This is a genomic window from Streptomyces yongxingensis, from assembly GCF_055597465.1.
On record NZ_CM145717.1, the window covers coordinates 10,724,425 to 10,741,138 of the forward strand.

14 protein-coding genes are annotated in these 16,714 nt (G+C 72.2%); 5 read left to right on the forward strand and 9 right to left on the reverse strand.

The window, feature by feature from the left end:
• Positions 1–29: 29 nt before the first annotated feature.
• From ACZ6TD_RS45480 to ACZ6TD_RS45500, 5 genes are read right to left on the reverse strand one after another with little or no spacing between them, the layout of a single operon-like run.
• The gene (locus ACZ6TD_RS45480) at positions 30–167 is read right to left on the reverse strand and encodes a hypothetical protein (RefSeq protein ID WP_471347787.1); all 138 of its coding nucleotides are present in this window, start codon (positions 165–167) and stop codon (positions 30–32) included.
• Entirely contained in the window at positions 164–931 is a 768-nt protein-coding gene (narI, locus tag ACZ6TD_RS45485) for a respiratory nitrate reductase subunit gamma (protein ID WP_471347789.1), read from the reverse strand. The genes ACZ6TD_RS45480 and narI overlap by 4 nt, the downstream gene beginning before the upstream one ends.
• On the reverse strand, positions 928–1,701 hold the full coding sequence (narJ, locus tag ACZ6TD_RS45490; protein ID WP_471347791.1) for a nitrate reductase molybdenum cofactor assembly chaperone: 774 nt from the start codon (positions 1,699–1,701) through the stop codon (positions 928–930). Before narJ ends, narI begins: the two co-directional genes overlap by 4 nt.
• A complete protein-coding gene (narH, locus tag ACZ6TD_RS45495; RefSeq protein WP_471347793.1) occupies positions 1,698–3,221 on the reverse strand; it encodes a nitrate reductase subunit beta in 1,524 nt (507 codons plus the stop codon). The genes narJ and narH overlap by 4 nt, the downstream gene beginning before the upstream one ends.
• Positions 3,221–6,943, reverse strand: a complete 3,723-nt coding sequence (locus ACZ6TD_RS45500) for a nitrate reductase subunit alpha (RefSeq protein ID WP_471347795.1) — start codon at positions 6,941–6,943, stop codon at positions 3,221–3,223. The genes narH and ACZ6TD_RS45500 overlap by 1 nt, the downstream gene beginning before the upstream one ends.
• A 262-nt stretch (positions 6,944–7,205) precedes the next feature.
• Between ACZ6TD_RS45500 and ACZ6TD_RS45505 the strand changes: the two genes are divergently transcribed.
• Together ACZ6TD_RS45505 and ACZ6TD_RS45510 are read left to right on the forward strand one after the other, a co-directional pair.
• Positions 7,206–7,643 carry a hypothetical protein gene (locus tag ACZ6TD_RS45505; protein WP_471347797.1) on the forward strand — a complete coding sequence of 146 codons (438 nt, stop codon included), beginning with the start codon at positions 7,206–7,208 and terminating at the stop codon, positions 7,641–7,643.
• Between the two features lie 63 nt (positions 7,644–7,706).
• Entirely contained in the window at positions 7,707–8,696 is a 990-nt protein-coding gene (locus ACZ6TD_RS45510) for an Acg family FMN-binding oxidoreductase (RefSeq protein ID WP_471347799.1), read from the forward strand.
• A 72-nt stretch (positions 8,697–8,768) separates the two neighbouring features.
• Here ACZ6TD_RS45510 and ACZ6TD_RS45515 read toward each other — a convergent pair whose 3' ends face one another.
• A complete protein-coding gene (locus ACZ6TD_RS45515; RefSeq protein ID WP_471347802.1) occupies positions 8,769–9,191 on the reverse strand; it encodes a pyridoxamine 5'-phosphate oxidase family protein in 423 nt (140 codons plus the stop codon).
• Between the two features lie 296 nt (positions 9,192–9,487).
• Here ACZ6TD_RS45515 and ACZ6TD_RS45520 point away from each other — a divergent pair, with 296 nt between their 5' ends.
• The 3 genes from ACZ6TD_RS45520 (at position 9,488) to ACZ6TD_RS45530 (ending at position 13,144) form a co-directional block, all read left to right on the forward strand.
• Positions 9,488–10,735, forward strand: coding sequence for an MFS transporter (locus ACZ6TD_RS45520; RefSeq protein ID WP_471347804.1), 1,248 nt, complete (start codon positions 9,488–9,490; stop codon positions 10,733–10,735).
• A gap of 21 nt (positions 10,736–10,756) precedes the next feature.
• Positions 10,757–11,230 (forward strand): hemerythrin domain-containing protein, encoded by a 474-nt coding sequence (locus ACZ6TD_RS45525; RefSeq protein WP_471347806.1) that lies wholly within the window; start codon positions 10,757–10,759, stop codon positions 11,228–11,230.
• Positions 11,231–11,464: 234 nt separating this feature from the next.
• Complete coding sequence (locus ACZ6TD_RS45530) at positions 11,465–13,144, forward strand: sensor histidine kinase (RefSeq protein WP_471358627.1); 1,680 nt, start codon at positions 11,465–11,467, stop codon at positions 13,142–13,144.
• A 20-nt stretch (positions 13,145–13,164) separates the two neighbouring features.
• Here ACZ6TD_RS45530 and ACZ6TD_RS45535 read toward each other — a convergent pair whose 3' ends face one another.
• The 3 genes from ACZ6TD_RS45535 to ACZ6TD_RS45545 all read right to left on the reverse strand — a co-directional run bounded on the left by ACZ6TD_RS45535 (position 13,165) and on the right by ACZ6TD_RS45545 (position 16,656).
• Positions 13,165–14,466 (reverse strand): serine hydrolase domain-containing protein, encoded by a 1,302-nt coding sequence (locus tag ACZ6TD_RS45535; protein WP_471347808.1) that lies wholly within the window; start codon positions 14,464–14,466, stop codon positions 13,165–13,167.
• A 299-nt stretch (positions 14,467–14,765) separates the two neighbouring features.
• Positions 14,766–15,662 carry an N-acetylmuramic acid 6-phosphate etherase gene (gene murQ, locus ACZ6TD_RS45540; protein WP_471347810.1) on the reverse strand — a complete coding sequence of 299 codons (897 nt, stop codon included), beginning with the start codon at positions 15,660–15,662 and terminating at the stop codon, positions 14,766–14,768.
• Positions 15,663–15,708: 46 nt separating this feature from the next.
• Positions 15,709–16,656: a MurR/RpiR family transcriptional regulator gene (locus ACZ6TD_RS45545; RefSeq protein WP_471347812.1), complete on the reverse strand. Its 948-nt coding sequence runs from the start codon at positions 16,654–16,656 to the stop codon at positions 15,709–15,711.
• Between the last annotated feature and the right edge of the window lie 58 nt (positions 16,657–16,714).

Consider the following 16,714-nt stretch of genomic DNA (forward strand, 5'->3'; position numbering starts at 1 on the left):
CCCGTCGGTCCGTGGGGCCTGGCGCTCGTTCACTGATAGGCCGGGTCCTTCAGCAGCCGCCAGTCGTCCACCGTGAGCTGGAAGGAGGCGAGCCAGCCGACGGCTCCGGTCAGGGTCAGCAGCCAACCGATGCGCCGACCCGGCTGTCCTGTGCGAGCCCGGCTCATGCGGCGCGCCCGGTACGCGACGCGGGTGCCGAATCGGTGCGTCCCCCTGGTGCCTGAGTGGCCGCGCGGCGTCGGTAGACCAGGTAGGGGCGGATGAGATAGCCGATCGGTGCGCTCCAGACGTGGACCAGACGGGTGAACGGCCAGGCCGCGAAGAGCAGACAGGCGCTCACGGCGTGCAGCTGGAACAGGAGCGGCGCCCCGGCGATCGCCTCGGGGCGCGGCTGGAGGGCGAACACGCCGCGGAACCAGACCGAAACGCTCTCGCGGTAGTCGTAGCCGGGCCCGAAGACGTTGTGCGCGGCCGTGGCGCTGATCCCGATCAGGACGGTGGCGGACAGCAGGGGGAACAGCAGCTTGTCGCTGCGGTCCGTGGTGAGACGGATCCGGCGGGTGAGCAGCCGACGGGCGCACAGCATGCCGAGCCCCGTGACCATGGCCACCCCCGCCACCGAGCCCATCCAGACAGCCGCCAGGTGGTACCCGTGCTCGGTGATCCCCACCGCCTCGGTCCACGAGTCGGGAACGGCGAGTCCCACCACATGCCCGGCGATCACCATGAAGGCACCCAGGTGGAACAGCGGGCTGCCCCAGCGCAGCCAGCGGTGTTCGAGGAGCTGGGTGGTGCGGGAGGTCCAGCCGAACTGGCCGTGCCGATAGCGCCAGAGATGGCCGGCCACGAACACGGCGAGACAGATGTAGGGAACGGCGACCCACAGCAGGAGGTCGGTGCCGCTCGCGGCGGGGGAGGACGCGGCGCTCATCGGTGGCCTTCCGTACAGCTCGTCGGGGCGGGAGCGGGGGCGGGGGGTACGAAGGTGCTCCGAGGCGCGAACTCACCGTCGCCGAAGCTCCCGTAGGGGGCGAGGCCGACCTCCTTGTCGGGCGGGCCCTCGGCGGCGAGCCGGGCCACCGCCGCGAGGTCGGCCTCGGTGGGCGGCGGCAGGAGGGTGAGCAGCGTGGCCAGGACGCGCCGGTACGGGGACTCGGCGTCGGTCAGCGCCCGGTGGATGAGTTCCAGCCCGCGCCGGTGTTGGCGCAGCGGTGCCTCGCCGCCGCCCGGACCCGCCAGCGCGGCGAACTCCAGCACGACCGGGAGGTGGTCCGGCAGTTCGCCGCCGTCGATGTCCCAGCCGGTGGCACGGTAGCGCTGGTTCAGGGTGAGCAGGGCCATGCCCCGGCGACGGGTGTCACCGTGCAGGTAGTAGGTGAGGTAGAGGCTGCTCTTGCGGCGCAGGTCGAACGTCTCGACGTACGTCCGCTCCAGCGCCTCGGACCGCTCGTCGGCGAACCAGGAGACAAAGGCGGCCAGGTGCTCGGCGGCCGGCGAGGACGGCAGCGCGCTCACGGTGGCCGCCAACTCCGGCCGTGCTGCGGTGAGTTCGCGGTCCGGGTACTGCAGCAGCAGAGAGCACAGTCGCAGCAGCAGGGCGCGCGCCTCGGCCTCCTTCGGTGTGAGCCGGGAGGGCCGGCGTATGGCGGCCCGGACGCGGGTGCGCACCATGGCGGGGACGGTGGCGGGCAGCGGGCTCACGGGTGGCCTCCGGCGGGGTTGTCGCGGCGCGGGACGGGCATGCCGAGCGATACCCGTCGGCCACCGCTGTCCGACGACTCGACGGGACAGCGGTTCTCCATCGCGGTCAGGGCGGCCGCGTCCTCCTTGTGCGCCGCGGGAACGACGTATCGGTCGGCGTACTTCGCGACGGCGAGCAACCGGTGCAGCTCCTCCCCGTCCCGCGGGGTGAGGCCCACGGCCTTCAGCGCGGCCTCGTCGCCCGGCTCGCCGAGGACGCGTGCGCGCATGTACGAGCGCAGCGCGGTCAGCTTCATCAGCACCCCGGCGACCACATCGGTGTCCCCGGCGGTGAACAGCTCCGCCAGGTACTCCAGCGGGATGCGCAGCCGGGTGACGGCGGCGAACACGTGGTCAGGGTCGTCCTGGTCGCCGCCCGCCACGGTCACCGCGTCCAGGACGGGGGAGAGCGGTGGCACGTACCAGACCATCGGCAGCGTGCGGTACTCCGGGTGGAGTGGCAGCGCCACCTTGTACCGGCACACCAGGTCGTACACGGGCGAGCGGCGGGCGGCGTCCAGCCAGTCCTCGGAGATCCCGGACTCCCGTGCCGCCGAGCGGACTTCGGGGTCGTGCGGATCGAGGAACACCCCGCGCTGGGCGTCCAGCAGGTCGTGCTCGTCGGGGGTGGCGGCGGCCTCGCCGACGCGGTCGGCGTCGTACAGCAGCAACCCGAGGTAGCGCAGTCGGCCCACGCAGGTCTCGGAGCACACGGTCGGCTGGCCGGCCTCGACGCGCGGGAAACAGAAGGTGCACTTCTCGGCCTTGCCGGTGGCGTGGTTGACGTACACCTTCTTGTACGGGCACGCCGTCACGCACATCCGCCAGCCCCGGCAGCGGTCCTGGTCGACCAGGACGATGCCGTCCTCGACCCGTTTGTACATCGCGCCGGACGGACAGGCCGACACACAGGCCGGGTTGAGGCAGTGCTCGCAGAGCCTGGGCAGATGGAACAGGAAGGTCTGTTCGAAGGCGAACCTGACCTTCTCGGCCCACTCGCCCCTCAGGTTCGGGTCGCCGCCCGCGTGCTCGGGCGCACCACCCAGACCGTCCTCCCAGTTGGCGCCCCAGGTGATGGAGGTCGGCTTTCCGGTGAGGACCGAGCGGGGCCGCGCGACCGGCAGGTCCGGGCCGGCCGGGGCGCTGACCAGGTTGTCGTAGTCGTACGTCACCGGCTCGTAGTAGTCCTCGATGGCCGGCAGGTCGAGGTTGGAGAACAGGGACAGCAGCCGCTTGACGCGGCCGCCCGAGCGCAGGACGAGGCGTCCCCGCTTGTCGAGCATCCAGCCGCCCTTCCAGTGTTCCTGGTCCTCGTAGCGGCGCGGGTAGCCGACACCCGGCTTGGTCTCGACGTTGTTGAACCAGGCGTACTCCACACCGGTCCGGTTGGTCCAGGTCTGCTTGCAGGTGACCGAGCAGGTGTGACACCCGATGCACTTGTCGAGGTTCATCACCATCGCGATCTGAGCCATCACGCGCATCAGTAGTCGACCACCTGGGAGCGGCGGCGGATGACGGTGACCTCGTCACGCTGGTTGCCGGTCGGGCCGTAGTAGTTGAAGGCGTAGGTGAACTGGGCGTAGCCGCCCGCGAGATGGGTGGGCTTGACCAGCAGGCGGGTGAGCGAGTTGTGCATGCCGCCGCGCTTGCCGCTGACCTCGGTCTTCGGCACGTTCACCGTGCGGTCCTTGGCGTGGTACATGTACACCGTGCCCTCGGGCATCCGGTGGGTGACCACCGCCCGGGCGGCCACGACGCCGTTGCGGTTGTACGCCTCGATCCACTCGTTGTCCCTCACGCCGATCCTCTCGGCGTCCGCGGTGGACATCCAGATCACCGGGCCGCCCCGGGACAGCGCCAGCATGTAGGCGTTGTCCTGGTACTCGGAGTGGATGGACCACTTGGAGTGCGGGGTCAGATAGCGCACGGTCACCTCCGCGCGGCCCTCCTCGTGCAGCCGCTCGTCGCCGTGAGTCCGCATCGCGTTCAACGGCGGCCGGTACACGGGGAGTTGCTCGCCCAGCTCGGCCATCCAGTCGTGCTGGACGAAGAAGTGCTGGCGGCCGGTGAGGGTGTGCCAGGGCTTCTTGTGCTCGGTGTTGATGACGAACGGGGAGTAGCGGCGCCCGCCGGTCTCCGACCCCGACCACTCGTACGACGTCATCACGGCGCGCGGCTGGGTGCGGGTGTCGGCGAACGTGATCCGCTCCGCCTCGCGTTCGGCGGCCAGTTCCACCAGGCCCTCGCTGCCGGTCTGCCGCTGGAGCTCCCGGAACCCCTCGGTCGCCAGACGGCCGTTGGTGGTGCCGGACAGGGCGAGGATCGCCTCGCACATGTCGGTGGCGGTGGCCAGGGCCGGGCGCCCGGCGCCGACCCCGGCGCGCACGGTGCCGCAGCGACGGCGCAGCTCCTCGATCTCCCGGTCCGGGTGGACGGTGACGCCCTTGGTGGTCATGCCGAGGGTGTCGAGCAGCGGGCCGACGGCGCGCATCTTCTGTGCCACGGCCGCGTAGTCCCGCTCCACCACGGCCAGCTTGGGCATGGTCCGGCCCGGGACCGGCTCGCACTCGCCGGTTCTCCAGTCCCGCACCTCCCCTCCGGGCTGGGCGAGTTCATCCGGTGTGTCGTGCTGCAGCGGCACCGCGAGGACGTCGGTGCGGGTGCCGAGGTGTTCGGCGGCCAGTTCGCTGAAGGTGTCGGCGATGGCCAAGAAGGTGTCGTAGTCGGTGCGGGCCTGCCAGGGTGGTGCGATGGCCGGGGTGAAGGCGTGCACGAAGGGGTGCATGTCCGTGCTGGACACGTCGTCCTTCTCGTACCAGGTCGCGGCCGGCAGGACGACATCGGCCAGCAGACCGGTGGAGGTCATCCGGAAGTCCATGGTGACCAGCAGGTCGAGCTTGCCCTCGGGAGCCTCCTCGCGCCACACCACCTCCTCGGGCCGTTCCCCGGGCGGGGTCTCGGCGGAGCGGACCGCCGCGTCCGTGCCCAGCAGATGGCGCAGGAAGTACTCGTTGCCCTTGCCGGAGGAGCCCAGCAGGTTCGCCCGCCACACGGTCAGCACCCGGGGGAAGTTGGCCGGGTCGTCCGGGTCCTCGACGGCGAACGCGAGCCGCCCGGACTTCAGCTCGTCCACGATGTGCTCGGCCACCCCGCGCCCCTGGGCCGCCGCCTCGTCGGCCAGGTCCAGCGGGTTGCGGTTGAAGCCGGGGTGGCCCGGGGTCCAGCCCAGGCGCACGGCCTGCGCCAGACAGTCCGCGAACGCCTTGCCCGTGAAGCGGCCCGCGCCGAGCGGGGAAGCCAGCCCCGCGGGGCCGATGGCCTCGTAGCGCCACTGATCGGTGTTCAGGTACCAGTAGGAAGTGCCCGCCATGTGCCGGGTGGGCCGCTGCCAGTCGAAGGCGAACGCCAGGTGCTGGAAGCCGGTCAGCGGGCGGACCTTCTCCTGGCCGACGTAGTGCGCCCAGCCGCCGCCGTTGACGCCCTGGCAGCCGGTCATCGTGGTCAGCGCCAGGAAGGCCCGGTAGATGGTGTCGGAGTGGAACCAGTGGTTGGTGCCCGCGCCCATCGCGATCATCGAACGGCCTCGGGTGCGCTCGGCGTTGCGGGCGAACTCCCGCGCGATCCGGGCCGCCTGCTCCGCCGGGACGGACGTGACCGTCTCCTGCCAGGCAGGGGTGTACGGCTCGCTCGCGTCCCCGTACGAGGAGGGCCAGGTGCCCGGAAGCCCGGGACGGGCCACGCCGTACTGGGCGAGCAGCAGATCGAAGACGGTGGTGACCAGCCGGCCGCCGATGCGGCGCACGGGTACGCCGCGCAGCATCACCGAGCCGCCCTCGGTGGTGCCCTCGTCGAAGCGGGGGAGCGCCACCGGCACGACGTCCTCCGCCCGCTCCAGCAGGCTGAGCTCGGGATCCGTGTCACCGAGGTCGAGGTTCCAGCGGCCTCGCCCGGCCTCCCCCCACCGGAAGCCGAGCGAGCCGCCGGGGACCACCGGCTCGCCGGTGGCCCGGTCCAGGAGGACGGTCTTGAACGCCGCGTGTTCCTCGTCCGAGCCGAGGCCGGAGCCCAGGTCGGAGCCGAGGTCGGCGGCGGTGAGGAATCCGTCGGGGACGAGCCCGCGCTCGTGCTCGCGCAGCGTCACCAGGAACGGCGCGTCGGTGAATCGCTTCAAGTAGTCCCGGAAGTAAGGGACTTCGCGGTCGACCAGGAACTCGCGCAGGATCACGTGCCCCATCGCCATCGCGAGCGCCCCGTCGGTGCCCGGGTGCGGGGCGAGCCACTCGTCGGCGAACTTCACGTTGTCGGCGTAGTCGGGGCTGACCGCGATGACCTTGGTGCCGTTGTAGCGCGTCTCGGTGAGGAAGTGGGCGTCGGGCGTGCGGGTGACGGGGATGTTGGAGCCCCACATGATCAGGTAGCCGGCGTTCCACCAGTCGGCCGCCTCGGGGACGTCGGTCTGGTCGCCGAAGACCTGCGGCGAGGCGACGGGGAGGTCGGCGTACCAGTCGTAGAAGGACAGCAGGGTGCCGCCGATCAGCGACATGAAGCGGGCGCCGGACGCGAAGGAGGCCATGGACATCGCCGGGATCGGGGAGAAGCCCGCCACCCGGTCCGGACCGTAGGTCTTGATGGTGTGGACATGAGCGGCGGCGATGAGCTCGGTGACCTCGTCCCAGCCGGCGCGGACCAGGCCGCCCTTGCCGCGGGCCCGCTTGTAGGCGCGGGCCGTGGCCGGGTCGCCGGTGATCTCCGCCCAGGCCGCCACGGGGTCGCCGAGGCGGCGGCGCGCCTCGCGCCACGGGTTCAGCAGCGCGCCCCGCACATACGGGTAGCGGACCCGGCTGGGGGAGTAGGTGTACCAGGAGAACGACGCGCCGCGTGGGCAGCCCCGCGGTTCGTACTCGGGGCAGTCAGCGCCGATCGACGGGTAGTCGGTGGCCTGGTGCTCCCAGGTGATGATGCCGTCCTTGACGTACACCATCCACGAACACGAGCCGGTGCAGTTGACGCCGTGCGTGGAGCGCACCACCTTGTCGTGTGCCCAGCGGTCCCGGTAGAACCCCTCCCACGTCGGGTCGCCCTCACCGAAGACGGCGCGTCTGTCGGCCGACACCTCACGGCGGGTCAGCAGCCTGCGGGCGGCCAGCGGCCAGCCCCCGCCCGCGCGCCGCTGCGAGCGGCGCGCAATCCTGTCGTTCTCCATGGTCACGAACGCTAGGCGCCGGTCCCGCGCCGAGCCCGGGGCCGAACGTCCCTGACCGGGAGACCGCTTCGGCCCTCTCCGGAGCCGTGATCAGGGCCTGGCGGGCGGTGCCCGAGGGCCCCTCGGCCCGTGGCGCCCACCGCTGCGGCACGGTGAGGCCGGCTCCCCGAAGTCCGGCGGCTACGGCTCGGCCATCGCTGATCCGGCGCCGCCACGGTCGCCCCAACCTGTCCAACTCCGGGCGGACGTGGACGAGGGACCCTTGGCCCCGATCGATGGGCTCATTGGCCGCCGCGCCGGGACCGCCCGATGCCGGACGCTGGTTGCCGACCGATCCGGAGGTATCCCGTGGACGACCGCACCGAGCGCCCGTTCGGCCGTCTCCATCGCCGACCCCCGTGGCGGGCGCCGCGCGCGGGCCGGACCGGTCGGCGTCCGGCCGCCCGCCACGTCTGCCCTGACTCCCGGGCGGCCGGACGCACACCGCGCACGAACCCCGTACGGAGGACCCGATGAGCGCCCCCGCCAGGTCGCCGCGTTCGGGCAGCCCGCTCCGCTGTTCGGGCTCTTCGCCCTGGTCATGCTCGCCGCGGCGGGCCATGGCGTGGCATACGCCAAGGGACGCCCCGGACTGGCCCGGGCGCTTGCCGTCGGTTCGCTGGGCGTCGTCCTGCTCGCCACCGCACTGCCCGTCACATGACCCGGCGACGCCCGGGTTCCGTCAAGCCGACAGGTGCCGGTGATCTCGCAGATGAGAGGAAGCATGGTGAGTACCCCCTTCCTGGACGCGACCGCCCTGGAGACGCTGCTCGCCGCGGCCGTGGCGGCGCCGTCCATCCACAACACACAACCCTGGCGCTTCCGCGTGAACCCGGACAACCACGCGCTGGAGGTCCGTGCGGCGCGGGAACGGGCGCTGCCGATGGCCGACCCGGACGGCCGCGCACGGCATCTGTCCGTGGGCGCGGCCGTGTTCAACCTCCGAGTCGCCGCCGTACACCTGCGACGGCACCCGGAGGTACGGCTGCTCCCCGACCCGAGTGAGCCCGATCTGATAGCCGTCGTGCGGCTCGCCGGCCCCATCGGTCCGCACGACCACCCCCGGCGGAGGCCGGACCTGTACGAGGCCATCGCCCGGCGGCACACCAGCCGCATGCCGTTCACCGGCCGCCCGGTGCCCGACCCGGTGGTGACGGAGATGGCGGAGGCCGCACGCGCGGAGGGCGCGGGCCTGCGTCTACCGGACATCGCCGGGACCCGACGGCTGCTGCACCTGACCGCCGTCGCCGAGGCCCGCAACCACGCCAACTCGTCGCGCACCGCCGAAGCACGCGCCTGGATCACGCCACCGGGGTCGGACCGGCCGTACGGCATTCCGGTCACGGCCCTCGGTCCGCGGGATGCGGCCGGACGCATGCCGATGCGGGACTTCACCGACCCGTTCCCCACACTCCATCCGCCCGCCCTCCGCTTCGAACGCCACGCCCAGGCCGCCCTGTTGTGGACCTCCCAGGACCGCCGGAAGGACTGGCTCCACGCGGGCCAGGCCCTGCAGCACGTGCTGTTGACGGCAACGGCGCACGGCGTGCGCACCTCGCTCCTTCACCAGGCGATGGAATGGCCGGACCTGCGCGCGGCCATCGGCCTCCCGCGCCGGCGATGCCATCCCCAACTGCTGATCCGCTTCGGCTACGGGCCGGACGGGGGCCGCACCCCCCGCGCCCGCGGGCAGGCGGCGGCCGAATCGCCGTGAGCGGCGTGGACGGTCCCGGTCCCGGCCCCGGTGATGTGAGTGCGCTAAGGGCGCTTGCCCGTCGAGGCGCGGTCAGGCCGCGCCGCGCGTGTCGGTGACCTCCCGGCCGGTGACCATCTCTGACTCGATGCGTACGAAGACGTCATCGCGCGTGACCACCCAGGAACTCGGGCCGACCCGCGAGAGCCGTTCGTGTTCGGCGGGGTCGGTGACCACGGTTGCCCGGCCGGTGACGACGACGCTCCACCCGGAGCGGGTCGCGGCGTCGAAGTCGTCGGCCTCGAAGGCCACCACGACCCCGTCGATGGCGTGGACGAGACCTGAGCCGGCCGAGGTGCGCAGGAGCACGGAGGAGTCCGCGTCCAGGGAGAAGTTGACCGGGAGCACCGTGGGCAGTGCCTGCCGGGTGTACACGACACGACCGACCGGCACCTTGGCCAACAGGCGCAGGCACTCCTGCCGATCGAGCACGCGAAAGCCTTCCTTGTGGAACATCAGTCCATGCTGCCTCCCCTGGCCGGGGCACCGTTAGGGCCGTAGGGCCTCTGTCCACGCGCCCGCTGTTCCAGCCGGGGTGCGCGGAGCACCTCGTACCGAACCTCGTGATCCGGCCGTACGGGAAACCGGGGACCGCCGGGCCGGAGGGTGAGGCCGGACGGCCCACCCCCGGCGGACTCGGCCTGCGGATAGTGGCGGTAGGCCACTGGCGCACACCGCGCGGTCGGGCGGCCCGCGGCCCCAGACGGATCGCCGGGGCCGCATCCTCGCGAACACGAAGGGACGGGCTGACGATGCTTCAGCCGTCGACGAAGCAGAACGAGCCACCGGCAACGGCCGCCTCCGTGTCCGGCCGGGCGTGGCTGATGCTGGCGCTGGTCACGGTGGGATTCGCCGTCAACTTCTGGGCCTGGGCGCTGCTCAGCCCGCTCGGCCCGCGCTTCAAGGACACCCTCCACCTGAGCTCGTTCCAGCAGTCGCTGCTGGTGGCGGTGCCGGTGGTGGTCGGCTCGCTGGGGCGGATCCCGGTAGGCGCGCTGACCGACCGGTTCGGCGGTCGCGTGATGTTCCCGCTCGTCTCGGCGGCCACCGTCGTGCCGGTGCTCCACCTCGGTCTGACCGGCCACTCCTCACTCGCGGCCCTGCTGGTGGGAGGGTTCTTCCTCGGTATCGGCGGTACCGCGTTCGCCGTCGGTGTGCCCTTCGTCAACGCCTGGTTCCCGCCGGAGCGGCGCGGGCTGGCCATCGGCGTCTTCGGGGCCGGCATGGGCGGCACCGCGATCAGCGCGCTGACCACGGTCAGGCTGGTGAAGGCGCACGGCATGGCCAACCCCTTCCTGATCACCGCCGCCGTGCTGGCGGCCTACGCACTGGTGGCCGCCCTGGTGCTGCGCGACGCGCCCGGCCGTACGGTGCCCACCGAATCGCTGGGCCGCCGCCTCGCCGCCACGCTCAGGCTCGGCATCACCTGGCAGGCGTCCGCCCTGTACGCGGTGGCCTTCGGCGGCTACGTCGCCTTCTCCGTCTACCTGCCCACCTATCTGAAGACCGGCTACGGCCTGACCCAGGCGGACGCGGCGAACCGGATGGCCGGCTTCGTGCTGCTGGCGGTCGTGATGCGCCCGATCGGCGGCTGGCTGTCGGACCGCGTCGGCCCGGTGCGGGTGCTCGCCGCGACGCTGGCCGTGGTCCTCGCCGGAGCCTTCGTCCAGGCGTTCACGCCGTCCCTGGCGCCGGTGGGCACGGTCGCGTTCCTGGCGATGGCCGCCGCGCTCGGCGCGGGCAGTGGCGCCGTCTTCGCCCTGGTCGCCCTGCTGGCCCCGGCGAACGAGGTCGGCTCGGTCACCGGCGTCGTCGGCGCCGCGGGTGGCCTCGGAGGCTTCGTCCCCCCGCTGCTGATGGGCTCGCTGTACGGCGCGTACGGCTCGTACGCCCTCGGCCTGGCCCTGCTCGCGGTGGTGGCGGCCGCGGCGCTCACCTTCACCGGTACGGGCCTGCGCCAGGCGGTCACCCGGTGGGTTCCCGCACCCCAGGCGCACTGAGTGGGGAAGGAGAGCCACGCGATGTGCGAGTACTGCGGCTGCCAGGCGCTGGAGACGATCGACGAGTTGACCCAGGAGCACGAGCGGGTCGTGGCGCTCATCAGTCACGTCCGCGAAGCCCACCGCGGCGGCGAGGTCGCCCGCATGGCGGAGGTGGCCCGGGAGATCGCCGCCGTGCTCGGCCCGCACACCCAGGTCGAGGAGGAGGGCCTGTTCCCGGCACTGGTCGGTGACTTCCCCGACCAGATGGCCGTCCTGGAGGACGAGCACCGCCGCGTCGAGACCGTGCTGGCGGAGGCGGCCGGACCGTTCCTGGCCGATCCCACCTGGGCGGAGCGGTTGATCGAGACCCTCGACCTGCTGCGTGCTCACATCCTCAAGGAGCAGGACGGCGTCTTTCCCGCCGCCTTGGCGTCGCTGACCACCGAACAGTGGGAGGCCATCGAGGCGGTCCGGGGCCGTGTCGGTACCCGCATGCCGGAGCCGTCCCCGTGACCTGACGGCTCCTCCCCTCCCTCCGCGCGGCAACCTCGACCGGCCCACGGCACGCACCCGGCGCCGGGACCGCCCGCGCGCCGCTGGCGCCGCCCCCCCCCCGGGGCGCTGTCGATCCGCGTCCGTGCGTCGGGCATCCTGGTGGGGCCGGCGCGAGGGAAAAGGGGAGCAACTGTGGTGGACGAGTGCGGCCAGGAACCCCGTGGTACCGCGGGGTCCGGGGCCTTGCCCCAGTTGCGGCTGGATGAGCTGCTGGACGGCCTGCAGCAGCAGGTGGCGCAGGTCCGGGCGGCACGCGACCGCATCCACACGCTGCTGGACGCGGTGCTCGCGATCGGCTCCGACTTGGAGCTCGAGGTGGTGCTGCAGCGCATCGTGGAGTCGGCCGTCAGTCTGGTCGACGCGAGGTACGGGGCGCTCGGCGTGCTGGGCGAGGAAGGCACGATCAAGCAGTTCCTCACCGTCGGCATCGACGAGGAGACCATCGCGGGAATGGGTCACTACCCGCGCGGTGAGGGCATCTTGGGGCTGCTGATCCGCCACCCGGAGCCGCTGCGCCTGGCCGACCTGGCGCGGCATCCCTCCTCCGTGGGTTTCCCGTCCGGGCACCCGCCGATGACCAGCTTCCTCGGCACCCCGATCAAGGTGCGCGAACAGGTCTTCGGCAACCTGTACCTGACCGACAAGCAGGGCGCCGCCGAGTTCGACGCCGACGACGAGGCGGTGCTGCGCACCCTGGCCGCGGCGGCCGGTGTGGCGATCGACAACGCCCGGCTGTACGACGACGCCCGCCGCCGGCAGCGGTGGCTGGCGGCGAGCAACGAGCTGACCCGCAGCCTGCTGTCCGGCACCGCACCCGCCGCGGTGCTGGAGTCCTTCACCGCCACCCTGCGCGAGATGGCCGGCGCGGACCTGGTCACCCTGGCCATCCCGGTCGGCGACAGCGGCGAGTTGGTCATCGAGGCCGCCTCCGGACCGTGCGCGGAGGATGCGCGCGGCCTGGTCCTGGGCGCCGCCACGCTGGCCGCGAAGGTCTTCGCCTCCGGGGAGACCATCACCAGCGACGCGGTCAGCGCCGATCCACGGGCCAGCGGCGGCAGCGCCGCGGTCGTGGAGCTGGGCCCCGCCTTCCTCGTCCCCCTCGGCACCCGCGACCATGTGCGGGGCGTGCTGCAGGTGGCCAACATACCGGGCGGCCCGGTCTTCACCGACGCCGTCATCGACATGGTGATCGGGTACGGCAACCAGGCGGCGCTGGCGCTCGAGGTCGCCGAGCACCGGCAGGACGCCGATCGCATGCTGGTCCTCAACGACCGTGACCGGATCGCCCGCGACCTGCACGACCTCGTCATCCAGCGGTTATTCGCCGGGGCGCTGACCTTGCAGTCCGCGCTCGGCCGGCTCGCCGACAGGCCGCAGGTGGGCGAGCGGGTCCAGCGGGTGGTCGACGACCTGGACGACACCATCAAGGTCATCCGCTCCACCATCTACTCGCTCGGCGAGCAGGAACGGTCCCGGAGCGAAGGGCTGCGAGCCCGGCTGGTGGCGGCCATGGAGCGCGCGGCCGAAGCCCTGGGCTTCGCGCCCGCGCTGCGCATGACCGGCCTGCTGGACACCAACGTCCCCGCCGGTCACGCCGAGCACATGCTCGCCGTGGTCGGCGAGGCCCTGTCCAACGCGGCCCGGCACGCCCATGCCACCGCCGTCGACGTCAGCGTGGACGTCACCGACACGGCGCTGCGGCTGAAGGTGGCGGACAACGGCCACGGCGTCGACCCGGCCGTCACCCGCCGAAGCGGCCTGGCCAACCTCCAGCAGCGCGCCGAGGAACTGGGCGGCTCCTTCTCCCTCCGTCCGAACGAGCCGAACGGCACCGTGGTGGAATGGGCCGCGCCTCTGCACGCCGCCCCGTGAGTGGGGGCGGGATTCCGGGCTCAGCCCAGTGCGTGGACCACGGAGTCGAGTAGGGCGAAGAGCTCCGGGTCCACGTCGACCCCGGGCCGCAGAGCGCTCCACAGCACGGCCACGACGCCCTCCGCGGGGTTGATGTAGAGCTTCTGCCCGCCGTGCCCGAGCCCGACGAAGGTCGGGACGGGGCCGCGCGCACCGGCGACCCCGGGCGGGATGGCCCACCACAGGTAGCCGTAGCCGTACGGGGATCCCTCGTACAGGCGGCCGTAGTCGGTGATCCTCGATTCGGGCCGGCCGGCCCGGTTCCGCCATCCCCTCGGCACCACTCCGGCGCCGCCGGTCAGGATGAACTGCCCGAAGCGGCCGTAGTCCCGCAGCGTCGCCTGGATGCAGCTTCCGCCCATCTCCCGGCCCCCGGGCGCGTCGAGTATCCAGTACGCGTCGGCTTCCATTCCGAGGGGGCGCCAGATCTTGTCCGACAGGTAGTGGCTCGCCGTCTTCCCCGTCGCGTTGGCGACGACGGCCGAGAGCACGTAGGCCTCGCCAGTGGAATAGTTGAAGACACTGCCCGGTGCCGCCGCCCGCGGGCGGGTCCGCATGAGTTCCATGACCGCGCCCCGCTGCTTGCCGTATATCCCTTTGAACATGCGCGCGATGTCGTTGTCGCCATAGGGATCGTTCGCGCCGGCCTCGACCCATTGGACGCCCGAGCTCATCCGGAGCAGCTGCCGGATCGTGTTGTCCTGGTAGGCGCTGCCCTTCAACTCGGGGACGTACCGCAGGACCGGGTCGTCGAGTCCGCCGATCGCGCCGTCGGCCAGGGCCGCGCCGATCAAGGTGGCGGTGACGGACTTGGCAATCGACATCGACGTCCACCGCGTCGTTTCGGTGTTGCCCATCGCGTACTGCTCGTGGGCGATGGCGCCGTCCTTGAGCACCAGGAGACCGGCGATCCGGTTGTCGGAGACGAAGCGTCCGACGGTGCGCCTGGTCCCCTTGTAGATGTAGCGCACGTCGCTCAGCGAAGTTCCGCAGCGCGGGAGCGGGGTGGTTCGGGCCGGGTCCGTGTGGATGGCACGGGTCGCGAGCCGTTGGCGGTCGACGTGCCGATAGGTCGCGGCCTGGTTCTCCGGGGTGGTGTCGAGGAGGTTCTCGGCGATCGGTTCGGCGTTCGGTGCCAGGCCCGAGCGGCTGGACGTACTCGGGTGCCTCGACCGCGCCTCCGCGTCGCGGACGCCGAGAGCGCTCACGGCCGCGATCCCCGCCGCTGCGAGCGTGGATCGGCGGCTCAGGGCGTGGTGGCTGTCGATGGGCCTGAAGGTCATCGTGGCTCTCCCCTCGTGATCGAGCCGCAGCCCTCGTCTGTGATGCGGCTCGTGGAACGTCGGAGGCAAGTGTTCATACACATAGGTGATGGGGCCAATGTGTGGTACACACACCGGGACAGTCGAGGCTGTGGCCGCGTGTCCCATGGCCGGTGGGGTTGCCGTGTCCCACGGTCAGCCGCGTGACCGGCGCGATATCGCAGGACGGACCCCGAGCGCCGCGGGCGTACACCGCGCACCGCCGACTCCCGGCCCGGTCCAGCGCGAGCGCCGGTCGGCGCCGCTGAAGCCGGCCGAGCTCAGGGGCGGCCTACGGCAGTGCGCGTGTCGCCGTGCGCCAGGTCCAGGCGCCGGGCGGCCTCCTCGGCGGTGCAGCCGGCGAGCAGCATGACGATGGCCGTCTTGGCATGTCCGTCGGCGGCTCGCAGCGCCCCGGCGGCGGTGTCGGCATCGGTCCCGGTGGCTTCGACGACGATGCGTCGGGCCCGGTCGACGAGCTTTTCGTTACTGGCCCGGACATCGACCATGAGGTTCCCGTAAACCTTGCCGACCCGCACCATCGACGCGGTCGAGAGCATGTTGCAGACCATCTTCTCGGCGGTGCCGCCTTTGAGCCGGGTCGATCCGGTGAGAACCTCGGGGCCGGTGGGGACCTCGATCGGGATATCGGCGTAGCGGCTGACCACCGTGTCGCGGTTGCAGGCGACCGACACGGTGACGGCACCCTGGGCGGCGGCGTGCTTCAGGCCACCGACGACGTAGGGAGTACGGCCGCTGGCGGCGAGCCCGACGACCGTGTCGCGGTCGTTCACACCGATCTTCTCGAGGTCGTCGACCGCCCTCGCGGGTTCGTCCTCGGCCCCCTCGACCGCCACGACGAAGGCGCCCGGGCCTCCGGAGAGCAGGCCCACGACCTGCTCGGGGGAGGTACCGAAGGTCGGGGGGCACTCGACGGCGTCGAGCAGTCCGATGCGGCCACTGGTGCCGGCGCCGAGGTAGATGAGCCGTCCGCCCCGCCTCAGGGACTCGGCGACCGCCTCGACGGCGGCCTCGATCTGCGGGAGGGCGTCGCGGACGGCGAGGGCGACGGTCTGATCCTCGGCGTTCATGACCGAGAGCAGTTCGGAGACCGGCATGCGGTCCAGTTCGGTGGTCCGCTCGTTGCGAGCCTCGGTGCCGAGTGTGCTCAGGTCCACGGCGCGGGCATCCTTTCAGGGGAAGGTGGTGGCCGGCGAAAGGGGTTCAGTCGTCGGCCGGGGTGCGGCGCTGCGCTTGCGGGCGCCGGCGACGCTGGACGGCCCCGTAGGTCTCCTCCAGGGCCGTGGTCGTGGCGTCGAAGGATCGCTGGGCGACGCCGACGAACAGGCAGTCGATGAGTGCGAGTTGGGCGATGCGGCTGACGGTGGCCCCGGAGCGGAAGGGTGTCTCCCGGGCGTAGGTCGTCAGCACGACGTCCGCGCTCTGCGCGAGGGTGGAGCGCGGAACGTTGGTGAGGGCGATGGTGGTGGCGCCGCGTTCGGCGGCGGCCCGGAGGGGCTCGACGGTGTCCTCGGTCTCCCCGGAGTGGGAGATGGCCAGGGCGACGTCGCCGGGCGCGAGGAGGGCCGTGGCGGTCAGGGCGGCGTGCCGGTCGGTCCAGACGAAGGCCAGGTGACCGATGCGGTGGAGTTTCTGGTGCAGGTCCTGGCCGACGAAGGCGCTGGCGCCGACGCCGAATATGTCGATGCGGCGGGCCCCGGCCACAGCGGTGACGGCGCGGCCCAGCGCCCCGATGTCCAGCCCGGCGCCGGTGTCCTCCAAAGCGCGCACCTCGTTGTAGATGATCTTGCCGACGATGTCGCCGAGTGTGTCCGTGGCGCTGATGTCGGTGCCCGGTACGGGGCGCTCGCCACCGAGGGCGTGCTCGCGGGCCGCGGCGGCGGCCAGGGCGAGGCGCAGCTGCGGGTAGTTGGGGATTCCCACGGCCCGGCAGAAGCGCGTCACCGTGGCCACCGAGGTGTCGGCCTGTTTACCGAGCGCGCTGATGGACAGCTCCGACGCCTGAGCCGGGTCGGCCAGGGCGATGTCGGCCACCCGCCGTTCCGCGGGGGCCAGGGACGGAAGTGCCGCGCGGATGCGCGCCAGGGTCTCGGCGGGGGAGGTTTCCTCCGCGGGCGGGGCGGCGGTGCGGGGTGTTTCCCGGCGGGCCATGGGTCGCTCCCTCCTGAGTGGCTGGGCCACACGCTAACCGCGCCGCAAGGGGGAGGTC

What these genes read in the sequence shown, in the direction of transcription:
- ACZ6TD_RS45525 (WP_471347806.1), top strand. Translation starts at nt 10,757, where the DNA reads ATGTGCGAGTACTGCGGCTGCCAGGCGCTGGAGACGATCGACGAGTTG.
- ACZ6TD_RS45480 (WP_471347787.1), bottom strand. Translation starts at nt 167, where the DNA reads ATGAGCCGGGCTCGCACAGGACAGCCGGGTCGGCGCATCGGTTGGCTG.
- ACZ6TD_RS45535 (WP_471347808.1), bottom strand. Translation starts at nt 14,466, where the DNA reads ATGACCTTCAGGCCCATCGACAGCCACCACGCCCTGAGCCGCCGATCC.
- ACZ6TD_RS45500 (WP_471347795.1), bottom strand. Translation starts at nt 6,943, where the DNA reads ATGGAGAACGACAGGATTGCGCGCCGCTCGCAGCGGCGCGCGGGCGGG.
- ACZ6TD_RS45515 (WP_471347802.1), bottom strand. Translation starts at nt 9,191, where the DNA reads ATGTTCCACAAGGAAGGCTTTCGCGTGCTCGATCGGCAGGAGTGCCTG.
- narI (WP_471347789.1), bottom strand. Translation starts at nt 931, where the DNA reads ATGAGCGCCGCGTCCTCCCCCGCCGCGAGCGGCACCGACCTCCTGCTG.
- ACZ6TD_RS45510 (WP_471347799.1), top strand. Translation starts at nt 7,707, where the DNA reads ATGGTGAGTACCCCCTTCCTGGACGCGACCGCCCTGGAGACGCTGCTC.
- narH (WP_471347793.1), bottom strand. Translation starts at nt 3,221, where the DNA reads ATGCGCGTGATGGCTCAGATCGCGATGGTGATGAACCTCGACAAGTGC.
- ACZ6TD_RS45545 (WP_471347812.1), bottom strand. Translation starts at nt 16,656, where the DNA reads ATGGCCCGCCGGGAAACACCCCGCACCGCCGCCCCGCCCGCGGAGGAA.
- ACZ6TD_RS45520 (WP_471347804.1), top strand. Translation starts at nt 9,488, where the DNA reads ATGCTTCAGCCGTCGACGAAGCAGAACGAGCCACCGGCAACGGCCGCC.